This window comes from Pedobacter hiemivivus (assembly GCF_004331685.1).
Lineage (GTDB): Bacteria > Bacteroidota > Bacteroidia > Sphingobacteriales > Sphingobacteriaceae > Pedobacter > Pedobacter hiemivivus.
On sequence record NZ_SJSM01000001.1, the window covers coordinates 795,186 to 812,780 of the forward strand.

Below are 17,595 nucleotides of genomic sequence, written 5' to 3' on the forward strand. Positions count from 1 at the left end.
TATGGGTACTCACCCGTAGGGAAAGGTTTGCTCAAGCTTCCGCCGGATTGTGTTCCACCACTTTCCGGCTTTTTTTTAAGCCAACCTATTGTCGGTTATGGTAAATTTATCATCATTTGGCTTGGTTTAGGTTTTAATTTATAATACTTGAATTTGTCGGCCTTCCAGTTTAAACTTTATTGTTCCCGCCTGTTCCAGCGCATTTAAAACACCAGAAACATGATCATAACGAGAAAGTGATCCACTAAAGGTTTTGTTTTTAAGTTCAGGATGACCGTAAACGACCTCAACATCATACCAGCGGGAGATTTTCTTCATGATGCTATTTAAAGGTTCATTGTTGCAAACAAACTCCCCATTTTTCCAATCTATGGCTTCATTTGGATTTACTTTGTTTACTTTAATTATTCCATTTGTAAGGACAGATTCATGACCGGGTGTTAAAATCGTTTGATTTACCCGCACAGATCCTTCCAGCAAGGTAGTTTTAGTACTTACCTCATCAGGATAAGAATTGATATTGAAATGAGTACCCAATACCTGCACTTCCTGTTTATCTGTAGTCACTACAAAAGGTTGCTTTTTATTCTTAGCCACTTCAAAATAAGCTTCGCCCTTCAATGTAACTTTACGTTGCTCTTTACCATCAAAGCTAGATGGGAATTTAAGCGTGCTTTCGGCATTCAGCCATACTTTGGTGCCATCAGATAAAGTAACCTGATAAGTGCCGCCACGGGGCGTACTGACTACGGCATCGGTACGAAGTATCGAGGTAATTTCTGTACCGTCGTTATAGGCAAGTTTGTTTGCATCAATAATTACACTTTTTTGAACTTCACTTAAAAGAATCGTTTTACCATCATCAAGTGTAAGTGTTGCTTTATTTCTTCCTGGAGCTATATCATTTCCACTGGCAATTTTAAATTGATGATTTGAATTACGCGCATTGAAGAAATAAGCAGTTACCCCCAGCACCAAAATGGCTACTGCTGCTGCGATTGAAAGCCGAGGCCATAATTTAATTGTTTTATGCGTTGTACTTGTACCTAAGCCCACGACATCAATATTACGCCACATCTCAGTTTCTACAGTATCAAAATCTACTTTCCCCGCAGGCAACTCTTTAACATCAAGTGTATGCATATACCATCCCTCTACCAAAGTCCTTTCGGCTGGGGTACATTCATTTTTCTCATATTTAATCAATAATACTTCAGCTTCCTGTTTAGTCATGATGCATTGGTTATTAAAAAATAACATTCGTTATAATGGTATAACTAATAGCTTCACAAAAAGGGGTAGAAGAAAATTATTTTTTTTAAAAAAAATATGCCCTAAGCTTACTGCGTAGTATTTTGAGCGCGTTATAAATTTGCTTTTTTACAGTCTCTTCTGACAATTGGGTAGTTTCGGCGATTTCTTTACGACTAAGATTTGCTTTACGACTTAGCTCAAATATCTCACGCATCTTAGGTGGCAGGCTTGCTATTTCCTTGTCTATTTGTCGCTGCATTTCATTTTCCAGCACCTGGTTATCCGTAACATACTCCCCTGCATTTACGTAATCCTGGAAGCTTACAATATAGTTTAGCTTCAATTTATTACGGTTAATCAATGTAATTACAGCATTTCTAACCAGCGCATATAAATAAGGGGCCAGTTTGACCTGTTTAAAATCCAGCACACCGATTTGAGCATACAACTTTGTGAATGTATCCTGAACTATGTCTTTTGCCTGCTCATTATCCTGAAGCATTTTTCGGGCAAAATTATATAGGACTACCCAATAGCGTCTATAAATTTCTTCAAATGCGATATTGTCCCCCTGATTAAGCATATCAGCGAGTTGCACATCTGTAAATAATTTATAGTCCACTTTCATCAATGTTTACCGGATCGGTATGAATTATAAGCGAACTTATAGATTAATTGCCTTATTACGGTGAGAAAAGATTTTATTTCTTTTGATCCTGCCATCCACTGCGGGTAGATTGAGAATACTGTGATGGATTTCTAAATTCTACTTTTCAATGAGTTTAACAGGAATTAAATTACCATTAACATGATCCATTTTAATTTCGTACACGGAATTGGCATCACCAGCTAAAATTGTCCCTAAAACACCAAACATACTCGCTGCTAATATATCTCCGAAGCTAGCAGTTACTTTTATTTTTCCGGTATAAAAGAAATCATCATTTCTTTTATTTAATGGGTAATAGCCGTACTCTGTAGCTACATATGGCTTTCCATTATGAACAATAGCATAAACATTTTTTAATTTGATCTTCTGCTGCTTACCATCTGAGTTTAAAGAATGAACTTCATTAACACCTCCATCTTTCTCTTTTACAGAGATTTGGGCATCCGGAGATTGTTTAACAAAAAATTGATAGGTAGTATACAAGCCTGGCACAAAATCAGAAGCATTATACAGCTTTAGACTTTGTTTCTCTATACTATCTATCTTAACTATATCAGACATTGTATATAGCAAAGAATCTAAAGGCTTAACAGAGAGGTTAGCTGATAAAAAATCAATTATGACATTGCTAGACTTTTTTAACAACCGATTGGTCACATCAATACCAGATTTCAAAATACAGATTGTATCAATCGTGGCAATACACCTATAATTATTATTTTCAACAGCATAGAGCGAAGCCCTAAATGAAAAGGTACCTTTCTCACTCATGGACTGGGTTAATTCAGAAAACCGTAGTTCCCTCAATTGAAAAAGCAATTCCTTTTTGACCGCATTAGAATCCGTTAAAGTAATAAAAACATCTTTCAACTGGGTAGAAAATGCAGGTTCGGCAACAACTGCAGCCCTTGCATTGAACATCCCTGTTTGTACAAAGCCCATTGCCGACGTATCTGATCTGGAATCTATAAACCTGATGCTGCTATAATAGCTCTGTAATGCTTTTTGTTCAGGCACAAGCAGTTTGAATTTCTTGGTATGTTCCTGAGCATAACATTGAAATAGGATACCTAATAAGATTACTAGTACAGGAATGGCTTTTTTGAGCATTTGGTTGAAAGGTTTATTGCAATTTACCAAAAAATAGTATACAAAGCGGTAAGGATACCCATAATTAAAAGAGAGCCGATAGCAAAACTGGTGCTGATCTTAAACATCGACGTATCAACCTCTATCGCCTGTTCATTCGCCAAGGTTTGCGGTTTGCTTAAACTAATACCAATCATTAACAGCACAATTACTACAAAATCAATTGCCATTCGATCTAAGAAAGGATAATCTGGGAATGCACCATTTGTCCACACGGGTAAAAATTTTAACACGGTGGAGAGCGGAATGGTAATCAATGCACCTGTCATTGCAGCGGCCGCGGTTGTACGTTTCCAATAAAAACCTAGCAAGAAAATAGCAAGTACCCCGGGGGAAATAAAGCCCACATATTCTTGAATAAATTGATAAGCCTGATCTAATGATTTTAATGCAGGAGTTACAATAGCCGCAATGGTCAATGAAATGGCTACTGCCCAACGACCGACCATAACCATTTTACGGTCTGAGGCTTCTTTGTTGAAAATTTTCCTATAAATATCCAATGAAAAAATAGTTGCGATACTATTTGCCTTACCCGCTAAAGACGCCACAATGGCTGCAGTAAGTGCAGCGAAGGCAATTCCTTTTAATCCTGGAGGCAATAAATTCATTAAAGTGGGGTAAGCATGATCTGGTTTAAGTACCCCATTGTCTACCATTTCTGCCTGGAACAAACCTTTGCGGTGCAATACATACATTACAATACCCGGAAGCACGGCAATAACAGGTACGAGTAACTTTAAAAATGCGGCGAATAAAATCCCTTTACGCGCCGTATTTAGATCGGCCCCCAAAGCACGTTGTACGATATACTGGTTACATCCCCAATAGGCCAGGTTGTTAATTAACATACCACCAAAAAGTACGGATAGGCCTGGTAATTCTTTATAATATTTATCAGACGAATTAAAAATCATGTGGAAGTGGCTCGGTGCTTCTTTACGTAGCACAGAAAGACCTTTAAAAATATCATTTCCAAAACCATATTCATTAGAAAGCAACGAAAGTGCTAAATAAGTAGTAATTAGACCGCCAATAATCAATACCAAAACTTGAATAACATCAGTATAACCAATTACTTTCATCCCGCCTAAGGTTACAATCATCGAAAAAATGCTTAGGCCAACAATACTCCACTCGAAACTAATGTTAGAGATGGATGAGATGGCTAATGCACCGAGATAAATGATAGAGGTAAGGTTTACAAATACATACACCAATAGCCAAAAAACCGCCATAATTGTACTAACCTTATCATTATATCGCTTGGCAAGGAACTGCGGCATGGTAAAAATCTTATTTTTAAGATATACCGGGATAATGAAAATAGCCACAATAATGAGCGTAGCAGCTGCCATCCATTCATATGAAGCAATGGCTAAGCCTAGGGCGAAACCCGAGCCAGACATGCCAATAAAGTGCTCAGCAGAAATGTTAGAAGCAATTAATGAAGCGCCAATTGCCCACCAGGTAAGCGATCCTTCTGCTAAGAAAAAATCTTTAGAACTTATATTTTTCGACTTCTTTTTATGATAGATATAATAGCCATATGAGGATACGGCGATAAAATAAATAAAAAAGACGATATAGTCTGCGGTTTGTAATTGGTTCATTATTTGGTTTTTTATTTTGGTGTATTTGGCTTAATTAAAAGGTAGCAATAGAATAGTTAAGATAATCATTGTTGCAAAAAAAATGGCTGAATAATTATCTGCATCGCAAATTAAATTATTCAGCCATTAACACAACCATTTCTTTAATACCCTAAATTCTGTATTAAATATCCAGGAAAATTAGAAGCTCCATCTATTGCCGTTTGAGGAATAGGGAAAATTCTTTTTCGCACGTCAGTATTCGTTTTTTCAGTCCATGTACCTTCATATTTTCCAAAACGGATCATATCCGTACGTCTAACCATTTCCCAATAAAATTCAAACCCTCTTTCACGAAACAAAAGATCAAGCGTGATAGCAGGAAGTGGTGCAGCCGGAGTGGTAGCTGTTCTGGAAGCTCTAACGATGTTTACATCAGCCAAGGCAGTTGCATCGTTTTTTCTAAGTTTTGCTTCTGCACGCATTAAATAAATATCTGCAAGACGCAGGATTATAATGTCATGTTCTCCAAAATTCCTTCCACTTACCGAAGTTTTACTGAACTCATATTTTTCCACTCTGAAACCAGTATTGTAATTACTTCCAGCAATAGTATAGTCAATATTTTCAGTAAAATCCACAGCTAAAGTAGGCTTACTACGCGTGTTATAAAAAAGTTTATCTACCCTCATTTTTCCATCCTGACATTTTTCAAACACTCCATTTGTTCTAATTAAGCCATATTGTTGTCCACGCAATATGCCCCGATTGATGTTGAAACTAGCCGCATCAATGCAGGCTGCAGCCGGAGGCAAATTCTGCTTATAAAAGCGAGGATCTGCAACTGCAGGATCTACAGGAGCATACGCATTTACCCAAGTACGATAAAAATCAGACGTAATACCCGGACCATCAGTTCCGTTAGCACCCGGATAAGCAGGCAATGGAAATTGATCTCCAGATATAGAGAAATAGGCCATTCGATTATGCCCGTTCAAATCGGCACGCTGATCTACTGCGAAAATCAATTCTTTATTCGTGTGGTTATTGTCATTGAAAAGCGAAAAATAATCGGCGGCTAAATTGTATTGACCCGAACCAATAATCTTAGTGCAATACTCTATCGCTTTGTCCATATCTTCGGTTTTAAAGGTAAAGCTTGGCGCATAAACATCTCTATAAACTGCTGCATTTAAATATAGACGGGCGAGCAAGCCCCACACCGCTCCTTTTGTGATCCTACCAGGCCCCGTGGTATTCTCCACTATAGGCTCTATCGCTAGTAATTCTGATTTGATGTATTCAATCGCGGCTTCGCCCCTTAAAATTTTCGAGGTTTCATTGACATCATTTTTAACGAATACCAATCCAAAAAGATCAAGTGTAAGTAATGAATAATAAGCTCTCATCCCCCTTGCTTCAGCCAAAAACAGCTTGGCACTCGGATCTGGATTGGTCGAAAGCGCAATAATGGCGGTTACACTTCTAGATAACCCTATGAGTATATGATTCCAGGTATTTCTCACATTCGCATCTGAACTTATGTTTTGGTGTTGATGTAATTGAAGATAAATACCATTATCACCCCAATCGGTTCCACCACGGAATGGTAAAATGGCCTCATCTGTTGAAATTTCCTGAAGCGCAAAATAATTGGTATGGATAAAGATATCTTCCAATTTTGCATATACGGGTGCTATTATGCCTTCAGCCTGTTGTTTATTAGTAAGTCCGGCAACAGATTTTTCGTCGAGTACATTTTCATCTAGCTTGGAACAGCTGTAAATTACTGTCATACTTATAAAAGCAAGTAACAGCATTAATATTTTCTTTTTCATCTGTATAATTATTAAAATGAGAAGTTTAAACCAAAAACAATGGATCTAGCTTTCGGGTAACTTAAAAAGTCAATTCCATAAGAAGAAACGCCATCGATTGCTCTGTCGCTGTTTACCTCAGGGTCATAACCAGTATAATCAGTGATTACAAAAAGATTTTGACCTGTTACAGATAGATGGATGTTAGAAAACCATTTATTTACCCCTAAATCTTTGGTATTGAAACTATAGCCCAGCGAAACATTGTTCAGTCTTAGGTAGGCGCCATTTTTAAGGTATCTCGTAGATACAGGAGTTGGATTGTTTAACGACTCTGTCGGATTAGCAATAGCTTCTCTGGTCGCATTCGCATTTTTTGCGAGCCTTAATTTAGAAAAACTTACATTCTGTGTATAATCATAGATTTTATTTCCAGACACACCATTAAAATTGATACTGAGATCGAATCCTTTGAATGCAGCACTGGCATAAAAATTATACATCGTGTTAGGTAAAGCTGTACCAGCCGAAATCCTGTCTTTATCAGTAACAAGACCATCCCCGTCTGTATCGCGGTAAGTACTTAAGCCCGCAGCATCAAAGCCTGTAAATTCCTTTAAAAAGAACGTTCCCAAAGGCTGATCATTTACATATCCATTGATGGTTGATGAGGTAATACCAGCACCAGAAACAGACCCGGCAGGAATCACAGAATATGGAGAATGTTGCACCTTGTTTTTGATGTAAGTAATGTTACCACCAATATTATAAGTTATGCCATACTCCGATTTATGTCGATAATCCAATTCAAATTCTATACCCTTATTGGTGATGGTCATATCTTTTACATTAGACCATACTTCTTGTGCCGGCTGAACTGGATCTGCTGGAATTACCAGTAGCAAAATATTCTTCGAAACTTTGTTAAACACATCTATTGTTCCTGTTAGCGCTCCTTTAAACAAACCAAAGTCTAAGCCTATATCTGTCTGTTTTGAAGTTTCCCATTGGATATCTGGGTTTGCAAATCGAGCATAAGTTGTTCCGGCCGGATAAGCCCCAGTTGGATAAAGCGGATAGCTTCCAGTTGCATTAGATACAAATAAGGCCTGTGTAATTTTAGGTGGAATTTCCTGATTACCCGTTATACCATAACCAGCTCTTAATTTCAAATTACTAAAAATCGAATTCTTCATAAAATCCTCTTCCGAAATCTTCCATCCTAAAGAGAAAGATGGGAAATATCCGTATTTATTGTTGGCTCCAAATTTAGTAGAACCATCTGCTCTAAAATTAGCGGTAAACAAATACTTTTCGTTGTACTGGTAAGTGACTCTTCCAAAAAATGATTGCAGCTCATTGATTAATGCAAATCCTCCGGGCCTATTGCTACCTAAGGTTAATTCCTGTCCTACACCGGGGTTATAAATTGGATCTACCCCACCCACTAGAAATTTGTTGATGCTATTATTTCTTTGCTGTACAAAGATTCTTTGGTAGGAATGTCCCCCTAGTGCTGATAAATTATGCTTGGTGTTACTCCAATTATAAGTAAGGTAATTTTCAATTAACGTATTTGTGTTGGTGTTATAAAAAGTCTCTAATCTTCCATCACGTAAGGGAACTGCATTTGGTAAGTTCAACACATCGCGTGTTGCAGTAGAATTATCAACACCTAAATTCACTTTATAAACAAGCCCCTTAATAATTTTCATAGAAGGAGAAATGTTACCAATTACCCGGTTTGTGGTGGTGGTTTCTTTATCTAAGTCAAAAAATAAGGATGGATTGTTGATATTCTGATAGAGAATAGGCATTCCGTTCGCATCCTTAGCTGGGTAAGTTGGGTTATTAATGAGCGCATCGCCTAATATGTTCGTAATAGGCGGGCGTTGCTGTTTGGTATTGCTAGCATTCAGATTGATATCTACCACTAATCTGTCTTCTAAAAATTTCTGAGTCGCATTAAACCTTCCTGAATACCGATTAAGGTCATTTTTCTTAATAATACCTTCTTGTTTTTGTACCCCTACCGAAGAAAAATAGGCCAGTTTATCTCCTCCTCCACTCATGGTAATATTATAGTTCTGAGTTTTGGCAACTCTGGTTATTTCTTTTTGCCAGTCGGTAGAACCGCCTTTGTCATCAAGAACACCCCCTGCTTTTGGTACTTCAATACGGAATTCGTCTGCCGTTAAAACTGGTAAAGCTCTTGCCAATGTTGAAATTCCCAGACTCGCAGAAGCTGCAAGCGTTGAGGCACCTCCTTTGCCCTTTTTAGTGGTAATGATGATTACCCCATTTGCCCCACGAGAACCATAAATAGCGGTTGCAGATGCATCCTTTAGCACGTCGATCGATTCTATATCCTGCGGATTAATAAAGCTCAGCGGATCACCACTGCCCGTATTTGAATTGTCCAAAGGCAAACCATCTACTACAAAAAGAGGTGAATTACCCGATCTTATTCCACCCGGTCCCCTAACACTAATCCCGGTAGGACCGCCAGGTTCGCCACTGGCAGAAGTTACATTTACACCTGATACTTTGCCCTGTAGCAATTGCTGTGGAGAATTAATGATACCCTTATTAAATTCGTCACTCTTTAATGATTTTATAGCTCCCGTTACATCTTTTTTGTTTTGGGAGCCATACCCTACAACCACTACCTGAGATAAATCGGATGTACTAGCTTTTAGGGATACTTGTATTCGGGTTCTGTTGCCAACGATAATTTCTTGGGTAGCATAGCCAATATACTTAATGATCAGAATTGAATTGTCATCGGGAACAGTAATGGTAAAAGCTCCATTTGCATCGGCGCTTGTAACCTGGGTCCCCCCTTTAACTGCGATACTTGCTCCTGGCAGGGCTTTCCCGTCCTCAGCATCTACGATTTTTCCAGAAACCGTTTTTTGCCTCATAACACTTAAAATATCTATTTTTGCGAAAGTATTTCCTGGTGTGAAAACACAAAAACAGATAATTAGCGCAGCAGAAAATAATTTTAGACACCGCGGTAAATAATAAAAGTAAATTTTCCTCATATGAAATAATTTAGATTGTTTTGAAATTACTTATTGACAAGTTAGAGCAAACAGGTTAACTCTCTGTTATTAGAATCACACCAATTTGTTAAAGGAAGATATATTCTAAAATTTTAAAGTTGCAGGTAAGTATTTTGCAACAAGGTCTTCGTAATAGGGTTTTAGCTGGTTCCAGTCTGGTGGTACAGGATTTTTTGAATACAGGTCATAAGGGTTAAACAGTTGCACCCATTTTAACATCTCTCTATCCTTATCATCAAGTAAGTATTCATATTGGCCCTCACGATGCCATGAATAAAAGGAGTGATAACGGAGCATGTAAAGGCCACCTTCGGGGATATAATCTTTAAGCATCTGGTAAACGTATTCATCATGCCCCCATGACATGGTTACATTACGCAAACCACAGCCTTTTTTATAGATCCCATATTGGGTTTGGTATTCGGGATTGGAATAGTCAGGATTGTTTTTGAAAAATTCGGGATATACAATTTTATCTGAAAAGGCGCAGCCTACTGGGAACGTATCACCAACTACAGCCCATTGTGGTTCGTCAAATAAACAAAGTACTTTCCCCATGTCGTGCATTAGCCCTACCAGCACCATCCAGTCGGGATGGCCATCGCGACGAATGGCTTCAGATGTTTGCAGTAAATGCTGAAACTGATCTAAGTCCGTATCGGGATCTGAATCATCTACCAATTGATTTAAAAATTGGAAAGCATCCCAAATGGGCATTTCCTTTTTATCAAATTTTAAATAGTTGTCTCGTTTTCCCTTTACAAACTCATAGGTTTGATAGGTATGGTTTATCCTATAAAATTCTTTAACCGTATCTCTGGCAGGCTCATCGTAATTACGATACTCCTCTGTTGTTTTCGCAGTGGCGATACTATCCGGTTCAGGATACCGTCTCAATAAATCGTCTTCCCATTCATCGAGATTGGCTAAAGGATTAGCTTCCTTTGAGCTGAGGTTGTTTTGATTTGTTCCCATCACTACATCATATTTGGTTATTCTAATTTGGAGTTTTTTTAACTCACTTATTGCATAACGGATTAGCTTTATTTACGAAACCGTATTCGCTATAAATCATCAATTATCAAAGAAATTTTGTAGGTTGTATTCACAATGTCCATTCAATGAAGAATATCAATATTAGAGAACTTGCGCTTGAGCTAAACCTTTCAGTTTCTACTGTTTCAAAGGCTTTAAATGACAGCTATGAGATAAGTGAAGAAACCAAGCGGCGCGTACTGGAAACAGCAGCAAGACTCAACTATGTCCCCAATCCTTATGCCAGCAGCTTACGGGGCAGGAAAAGTAAAAATATTGGCGTGGTGATACCCGAAGTAGCCGATAGTTTTTTTTCTTTGGCCATTAATGGCATCGAATCCGTAGCCAAAGAAAAAGGTTATCATGTATTGATCTGTTTAACGCATGAAAGTTTTGAAAATGAAAGAACTATTCTAAAAGAATTTCAAGGGGGAAGAGTAGATGGCGTGCTATTATCAGTTTCGAGGGAAACCACACAATGCAATCATATCAGCGATTTAATTGCAAATGGTCTACCTCTAGTTTTTTTTGATCGCGCTTGCGACAATGTAGAAACAGCAAAGATTACTACCGACGATTTTGAAAGTGCCTATAAAGCCACCGCACATCTGATCCAACAAAATTGTGATCAAATTGCTTTTTTAAGTATTTCAAAAAGTTTATCCATTAGTAATAAAAGATTGGAGGGATACCTACAGGCATTGAGCGATTATCAAATAAAAGTAGATCAAAAATATATCATTCATTGCAGTAATGATGCAGAACAAAATTACCTGTTAATTAAAAAGTTACTGCAACAAAAAAATAAGCCAAACGGCATCATCGCGTCGGTTGAAAAACTAACAACGCCTGTCTACATGGCCTGTGAAGCATTAAAACTGAAAGTACCCAAAGATGTAAAAATTGTTTGTTTCTCTAACCTGGAAACAGCGGCTATTCTTAATCCATCACTCACTACGATTACACAGCCTGCTTTCGAAATGGGAAAAACGGCTGCTACGCTCTTATTTAGAGCTTTGGAAAATAGAAACTTTAGTTTAATAAAGGAAGATTTTATTATTCCTTCTACACTTGTTGTAAGGGGGTCGACCAGCCATTGATCGAAGCTGAAAATCATCACAAATCCATTTCTTTAACTCCTATAATTCGGTCAATAGTCGTCATCATCCTTCTTTTTCTTTTCCAAGATTACAAAAGCGCTCCTTTTTGGGGCAGGCATGATGGAATTTTCTCCTTTTACCGACTTCCAGACCACCTCGTTCAGATCTAAATCTGGTGCAGAATCTTCTTTGGCAAAATTAAAGAGCTCAGAGCGCCTGCTACTTTCATTGTTGGCCACGTTCCGGGTATCCAGGTTAATTAAAGGTTGAATCACAGTATAAGGTGTTAGATCCGGTTGGCTGGTAAAACATTCGTAAAGGGGCATCGCTGCTGCATCGTATTGGCTCATTGGTGGCAGCCCTAAAATGAGTTCCATGGTACGCAGGAAACCTGAAGTTGAATACATGGTATGGATAGCTGTATTTCGCTTCACATAAGGTCCCACCACATAAGCTGGTGAGCGGTGCGCATCCACATGGTCAGGGCCATTTTGGGCATCATCCTCAAGGATAAACACCACAGACTCCTTCCAGATCGGGCTGTGAGACAAGTGTTCTATGATGCGGCCTACAGCAAGGTCATTATCGGCGACTGCTGCCTGAGGAGAAACTTTTCCTTTTTTCTGTCCGCTGGTATGGTCGTTTGATATCCTCAAGGTACTGAATTGTGGAACACTACCTGCATTGAGCAAAGAGTCAAAATCATGCTGCCAGGTATCTGCCCTAACCTGATCCGTAATATCCATATCAAATCCTGGAGAGTTTGGACACATGTGCCCCTGTAGCGATTTGATATTGGCTTTTGCATAGCTACCAAATTCTCCGTAGCTACGGTAGGAAACACCTGCACGCTGGCAATAATCCCATATAAACCCGCCTTTCGGATAGGTAACTGGTCTACCGCCTTCAAAACTGGTGGATCCACCACGCGCTCCATAACTCGTTGGCCAGGTCTTTTCCACTACATCAGTTGCATATGCTGCCATGCTCCAGTTATGTCCATCGGCACTCACCTCAGCATCTACATAAAAATTATCAAGCAATACATAATTCTCTGCAAGAGCGTGCTGGTTTGGCGTAATCTTTCTTCCAAACAGACAAAGAGAAGAGTCGCCGTTGCCTTTTGGAATATCACTTAATACCTGATCATAAGTACGGTTTTCTTTAATAATGTAAAATACATGCTTTATTGGGGATTGTTCTCCCAATTTTCTGGGGATCGGGTTTCCGGCCTCCCCATCTGCCAGGATCGTTTTTTTGTCACTAAATGGGGTATTGGCGTACACTTCCTTGGTGTAGTTCTTCAGCTGCTCGGTTTTAGGTGCGTCAATGAAAGACAGGCTACCTTTAAACAGACCGGCAATATATTGCAGTCTTCTGTTTGCTGTGCTACCCATATGATATCCACTATCGTCCACTTTGGAAATGGGCTGTGGCCCCTGCGGATTGGCCAACGAGGTATTTCCTTTTCCATTTGTGACCAATATCTTGTTGCCAAGTACTTTTACACTTGTTGGGTACCAGCCCACTGGGATAAAACCCTGACTTTGGCTGATTCCGGGCTTGCTTACATCAAATACAGCCAGACAATTGTTATCCGCGTTGGCGATGTACAGCGTTTTCTCGTTAACACTCAATGCCAATCCATTGGTGGTAGAGCCGGTCAACTGTGTAGCGTACAAAGTTGTTGCTATGGTTTCAATGACCTTACCTGAAAGCGTATTGATCACAGATACGGTATTATCGCTGGCATTGGCGACAAATAGGATCGTCCCTTTTCTGTTTAGCAATAATTCATTGGGGTGATCTCCGACAGGAACGACCTGTGCGATTCTCTCTTCAGCAAGATTAACCACCGCTATGCTTTTTCCACCCCATAAGGATACGTACAATTTGGTTTCATCTGCCGAAAGTGCGCAACTGTAAGCGATTGCGGGAAGCTGAATTTTTTGAAGGATTTTCTTTTCAGCGGGATGAATTATATAAAGGATACTGTCTTCTTTCGTGACAGTGTATAACCGGTTATTGGCTCGATTGACAACAATTCCTGCAGGACTGATCTTACCTTTTGGCCATACAGGCCCCAGTGTGATTGTATCACTATTGCCCAGTTTGTTGCCTTTTATCTTAAAGTCAAGGATCCAGTTGTCATTTCCTCCAGACACATACAAATGTTGCTCATCTTTACTGAACGCTAGTCCATACCATGACTTGCTCAATACGCGCTCGTCTAGTATCTGCTCGGTTTTTGGGTCAACCAGTTGCAGCGATTGTGTACTTTGTCCGTTATTCGTGATGGCCAGAAATTTTCCGGATGAACTCAGTTGCATATTGAGCGGCAGATCACCTAGCTGAACTGAGCGCCCAGCAGGGCTAAGCTTCCAGCCATTAGGCAGTAGAATTTGATTGCTTTTGCCGGTTTTACCTGGCCATTGGGCGTAACTCGATTGTGCAAAAACAACGAGTAACAGTATATATAAAATCTTCTTCATGTGTCGTTGTTATTTATACAGTTCAAAATTAACCAAAGCCCGGAGAGAATATCCATTAGCTGAAGCACCTAACTCACGGATCGCTTCTGAGGGAATAATATTGCTTCTTGTAGCATAGAATACCGGTCCGCCAGCAATAGAGAAGGAGAGCCTGGAATTTTGCGGCTTCAAATTGATAGAAGGGCCAACCATGAGTTTTGCGCCCCCTTCAGCTTCTTCTTTATCCCAAAACCCTTCAAGGTCTTGCCCTATGGCTTCAAAGCCCAAAAACAATGCGGGCGCAAGGCGGTATTGAAAGCCAAGACTGCTGATAAAATCCAGTTTATCCCTACTGCTGTCAAATGCTTTTTCAAAACGTAGGTTTCCTGCAGCGCGCCATTTTTGCTGATCAAAAGAAAGCGCTATCCTGCTAATCGCCGATTTGACATTAGACCAATCCCTACTCGCACCCAATCCCGCACCAAGTCTAAAACCTTCGGCCTTTTTGCCTCCAATAAAGTCCCTTAATACTTCGGCCTGCTGTGCTGAACTCACCCCACCCCCATTAGCAAAACCAACAGCTGCTGTAGCGTATAAGGTAAAACGATTACCCAGGTAGCTTTTTAAGCCAAACTGCTGCCCCAATCCGTCATAGCCGAACTGCCCCGTGGCACGCTCACCATAGCTTCCAGAATATTGCAGATTCCAATATGGCTTATCGCCAGTCAAGGTATTTACATTAAATAGAAAAGGCTGTGCGGTAGTTTGCGCAACACAGTTAACACTCAGAAACAACAGGCTAATAAGTAGTAGTTTTTTCATATCAATAAGGGACAAATAGTTAAAATTTAGTTTCGTTTAGCATGGGACTTGCGCTTGCATTGACCTGGAAGGTGCAGATCTTTTCATTTTCATCTACTTCCACAATGCGGTAACCTTTGTAGGATGTACCCCAGTTTCCTCCAATGTGCGCGTCAAAAAAGTGCGGCAACTTGCCGGTATAGAATACCGAATCCAGACTATGATCGTGACCATGAAAAACGGCTTTTACATTTGGGTAGCTGTGCAGCAGACTAATAGTATCCGGACATTCGATAAAAGGAGATTCGGGAACCCAAAAATGCGGCGGAATATGCAGGATAACAAAGACTGTCTTTAAAGCAGTCAGCTTGTCGAGTTCTGTCTTCAAAAAATCATTATTCGGGCAGAGGTATTTTCCTTTTGTATTGGAAGTATTAGCCAGCACAAAGCCTACCTGGTTTTTGATAAATGAAAAATTGTCTTCATAACCAAACACCGATTTCCAGAGCGCCGTATCGGCCATGTCATGATTTCCGGGAACTGCGAAAAAGGGTACTTTCAAATGGTCGTAGTGTTCTTTCTTAACAACGGCCAGCAGATCAGGTCTGTCATGAACCAGATCACCATTGATGATGACGAAATCTAGTGGTTTTTGAGCATGAGCTTCATTTAACCAGCGCACGATATTTTCATGATCTTTTTTAAAATCTACATTGGGCTGACCGTAATGTCCATCCGACGCAATAGCAAAGCGCAACCTGTTTTTCTTTTCCGGTCCGGATGTTGGATATTCTTCGTTCCGCGTCAGGGCAATTACCGGAGCAGATATTCCTGCTAGCATTAAGCTTGCTACACTAGCCTTTATAAACTCTCTTCTGTCAGACATCATTGTAGATTTAAACCCCAAAAATAAGATGAAGATCTTCAATTAGTTTTACGTAAATAAAACCATTGTGTTAAATAATTTTTAACATGCCTTTAACATAACATTCGTAATTGCCATATTATACATAGGTTACCAGAAGAATAATTCATGTATCAATTTTAGATTAGCCTCCTACAGCATTGCGCCCCGAACCATCGCCGTATGTCTACGGGCATATTCGCCAGGAAATCGAAAGATAACATTGGCCTTCACTTGACTAAAACTGGATACTATTTAATGATCGAAAAATAATCATAAGTTTGATATATAGTTAAAGATAAAAATGAACTGGATCACCCGTGAAAGACCAAAAATAGACCGTATCGCCTGTCCCTGGCTGATCAGTAATTTCATTGACAAGAATGCAGTTTTTTTTTATGTACCATTCGATCAGGTTATTGAGCTAGCTAAACAATTGGATGCAATTCCATTTGATGTTCCGGGTGTTGAACTCACACATCAAAATGATCAATGTACTTTTGATGCACTGATTAAAAAGTACAAATTAAATGACCCGGCGCTCAAGGTAATGGCTCCCATTGTAAGAGGTGCAGATACAGACCAACATCACCTATCAAGCCAATGCGCTGGACTGTGGGCGATTGCTGCTGGTATGGCTTATAATATTAAAGATGATTTAGAGTTGTTAGAAGCTGGAAAAGTGATCTATGATGCGCTGTATACTTGGGCAAAACATCTACAAAATGTAAAACACACAGAAAGCCCCGTAGAACAGTTATTGGTTGATGTTTACCAAAAATTTCTGAAAAAAGGCACTACTGGAAAAATACCTGGTTGGGCAACCGAACTAAAAACCATTATACAGGATCAGATTGATACTAACCTTGCACTGAGCTTAACAGGGATTTCACAAGAACTAAATGTAAATCCGGCCTATGTTTCCAGAGAATTCTCCAAGTATTTTGATAACCTTTCCTTTGGCGAGTACATTAGAAAACTTAGGATAGATAAGGCTATAGTATTCGTTGAAACTTCTGATTATTCCTTTTCCGAAATTGCCTATCTGACAGGTTTTTCCGACCAAAGTCATTTCGCACGCATTTTTAAACTCGAAACAGGTTTAACACCTTCTGCATACAAAAAGAACAATCAAAAAGGTAAAATACGTCCTAATAGTTAAAACCATTCTATTTTATCCTCTATAACGTCCGTAGCCTTGTGCTATGCAAACGACAATCTATAAAACCTGCTTCGCTATCTTGTTAATGGGTAGCCTCTTGATTTCAATTACTGGCTATTCCCAACAAACGCCTATTCAAACTTATCCCAAAATTGCCGGGTATGTTGGAATTGTCCATCCCATTGTTACTTTTAGTTCGGATGGAACCCATACAAATTTTAAAGACAGCTATGTTGTTGGGATGCCAATAGGGATAAACATCTGGAAGAGTGCAAAAATTGGTTTCAGCAGTGAAATTGTACCATTTGTAAAAGCTACAAGTAGCGGAAGCAAAGTAAACAATGTATTGTTCCATCCCGGTGTACTTGTTGCCCTTGGAAATGGTTTTACTTTTGCAGGCAGAGCTGCTTTTGAAACATCTGGCAGGTATGGTCTAACTCCTGTTTTTAATAAAGTTCTGAAGAAAAACAAAGGCAGTAGTTATTTCATTGCTCTTCCTTTGCCCGCCCGTTTTGGGAATGACCTTCCCTCCTCTTTTGGTATTGGTTTCCAGTTTGGCATTTCATTTTAAA

Annotated in this window: 13 protein-coding genes; 3 read left to right on the top strand and 10 right to left on the bottom strand. The window is 39.3% G+C overall.

Annotation, left to right across the window (positions count from 1 at the left end; genetic code table 11):
- Window positions 1-138 precede the first annotated feature (138 nt).
- The 7 genes from EZ444_RS02850 to EZ444_RS02880 form a co-directional block, all read right to left on the bottom strand.
- On the bottom strand, window positions 139-1,233 hold the full coding sequence (locus tag EZ444_RS02850; RefSeq protein ID WP_165503504.1) for a FecR family protein: 1,095 nt from the start codon (window positions 1,231-1,233) through the stop codon (window positions 139-141).
- Window positions 1,234-1,318: 85 nt separating this feature from the next.
- A complete protein-coding gene (locus EZ444_RS02855; RefSeq protein ID WP_225874611.1) occupies window positions 1,319-1,876 on the bottom strand; it encodes an RNA polymerase sigma factor in 558 nt (185 codons plus the stop codon).
- A 144-nt stretch (window positions 1,877-2,020) separates the two neighbouring features.
- Entirely contained in the window at window positions 2,021-3,034 is a 1,014-nt protein-coding gene (locus tag EZ444_RS02860) for a hypothetical protein (RefSeq protein WP_131607015.1), read from the bottom strand.
- 23 nt (window positions 3,035-3,057) lie between these two features.
- Window positions 3,058-4,686 (bottom strand): sodium:solute symporter family transporter, encoded by a 1,629-nt coding sequence (locus EZ444_RS02865; protein WP_131607017.1) that lies wholly within the window; start codon window positions 4,684-4,686, stop codon window positions 3,058-3,060.
- 143 nt (window positions 4,687-4,829) lie between these two features.
- Complete coding sequence (locus EZ444_RS02870; RefSeq protein ID WP_131607019.1) at window positions 4,830-6,503, bottom strand: RagB/SusD family nutrient uptake outer membrane protein; 1,674 nt, start codon at window positions 6,501-6,503, stop codon at window positions 4,830-4,832.
- Between the two features lie 11 nt (window positions 6,504-6,514).
- Window positions 6,515-9,406: a SusC/RagA family TonB-linked outer membrane protein gene (locus tag EZ444_RS02875; protein ID WP_205945197.1), complete on the bottom strand. Its 2,892-nt coding sequence runs from the start codon at window positions 9,404-9,406 to the stop codon at window positions 6,515-6,517.
- Between the two features lie 228 nt (window positions 9,407-9,634).
- Window positions 9,635-10,525: an inositol oxygenase family protein gene (locus tag EZ444_RS02880; RefSeq protein ID WP_131607023.1), complete on the bottom strand. Its 891-nt coding sequence runs from the start codon at window positions 10,523-10,525 to the stop codon at window positions 9,635-9,637.
- Between the two features lie 146 nt (window positions 10,526-10,671).
- Between EZ444_RS02880 and EZ444_RS02885 the strand changes: the two genes are divergently transcribed.
- On the top strand, window positions 10,672-11,685 hold the full coding sequence (locus tag EZ444_RS02885; RefSeq protein ID WP_131607025.1) for a LacI family DNA-binding transcriptional regulator: 1,014 nt from the start codon (window positions 10,672-10,674) through the stop codon (window positions 11,683-11,685).
- Between the two features lie 50 nt (window positions 11,686-11,735).
- On the opposite strand, the gene EZ444_RS02890 is transcribed toward EZ444_RS02885, so the two are convergent.
- Genes EZ444_RS02890 through EZ444_RS02900 form a run of 3 tightly spaced genes read right to left on the bottom strand, consistent with a single transcriptional unit; the run spans window position 11,736 to window position 15,843 of the window.
- A complete protein-coding gene (locus EZ444_RS02890; RefSeq protein ID WP_131607027.1) occupies window positions 11,736-14,177 on the bottom strand; it encodes a bifunctional YncE family protein/alkaline phosphatase family protein in 2,442 nt (813 codons plus the stop codon).
- Between the two features lie 9 nt (window positions 14,178-14,186).
- Complete coding sequence (locus tag EZ444_RS02895) at window positions 14,187-14,978, bottom strand: hypothetical protein (RefSeq protein ID WP_131607029.1); 792 nt, start codon at window positions 14,976-14,978, stop codon at window positions 14,187-14,189.
- A 19-nt stretch (window positions 14,979-14,997) separates the two neighbouring features.
- A complete protein-coding gene (locus tag EZ444_RS02900) occupies window positions 14,998-15,843 on the bottom strand; it encodes a metallophosphoesterase family protein (protein ID WP_131607031.1) in 846 nt (281 codons plus the stop codon).
- 322 nt (window positions 15,844-16,165) lie between these two features.
- Here EZ444_RS02900 and EZ444_RS02905 point away from each other — a divergent pair, with 322 nt between their 5' ends.
- On the top strand, window positions 16,166-17,023 hold the full coding sequence (locus EZ444_RS02905; protein ID WP_131607033.1) for a chromate resistance protein ChrB domain-containing protein: 858 nt from the start codon (window positions 16,166-16,168) through the stop codon (window positions 17,021-17,023).
- Window positions 17,024-17,066: 43 nt separating this feature from the next.
- A complete protein-coding gene (locus EZ444_RS02910) occupies window positions 17,067-17,594 on the top strand; it encodes a hypothetical protein (RefSeq protein WP_225874612.1) in 528 nt (175 codons plus the stop codon).
- The last annotated feature ends 1 nt before the right edge of the window (window position 17,595 follow it).

Coding starts and splice junctions, on each gene's coding strand:
- EZ444_RS02885 (WP_131607025.1), top strand. CDS start 10,672: ATGAAGAATATCAATATTAGAGAACTTGCGCTTGAGCTAAACCTTTCA.
- EZ444_RS02875 (WP_205945197.1), bottom strand. CDS start 9,406: ATGAGGCAAAAAACGGTTTCTGGAAAAATCGTAGATGCTGAGGACGGG.
- EZ444_RS02895 (WP_131607029.1), bottom strand. CDS start 14,978: ATGAAAAAACTACTACTTATTAGCCTGTTGTTTCTGAGTGTTAACTGT.
- EZ444_RS02905 (WP_131607033.1), top strand. CDS start 16,166: ATGAACTGGATCACCCGTGAAAGACCAAAAATAGACCGTATCGCCTGT.
- EZ444_RS02910 (WP_225874612.1), top strand. CDS start 17,067: ATGCAAACGACAATCTATAAAACCTGCTTCGCTATCTTGTTAATGGGT.
- EZ444_RS02865 (WP_131607017.1), bottom strand. CDS start 4,686: ATGAACCAATTACAAACCGCAGACTATATCGTCTTTTTTATTTATTTT.
- EZ444_RS02890 (WP_131607027.1), bottom strand. CDS start 14,177: ATGAAGAAGATTTTATATATACTGTTACTCGTTGTTTTTGCACAATCG.
- EZ444_RS02880 (WP_131607023.1), bottom strand. CDS start 10,525: ATGGGAACAAATCAAAACAACCTCAGCTCAAAGGAAGCTAATCCTTTA.
- EZ444_RS02900 (WP_131607031.1), bottom strand. CDS start 15,843: ATGTCTGACAGAAGAGAGTTTATAAAGGCTAGTGTAGCAAGCTTAATG.
- EZ444_RS02860 (WP_131607015.1), bottom strand. CDS start 3,034: ATGCTCAAAAAAGCCATTCCTGTACTAGTAATCTTATTAGGTATCCTA.
- EZ444_RS02870 (WP_131607019.1), bottom strand. CDS start 6,503: ATGAAAAAGAAAATATTAATGCTGTTACTTGCTTTTATAAGTATGACA.
- EZ444_RS02850 (WP_165503504.1), bottom strand. CDS start 1,233: ATGACTAAACAGGAAGCTGAAGTATTATTGATTAAATATGAGAAAAAT.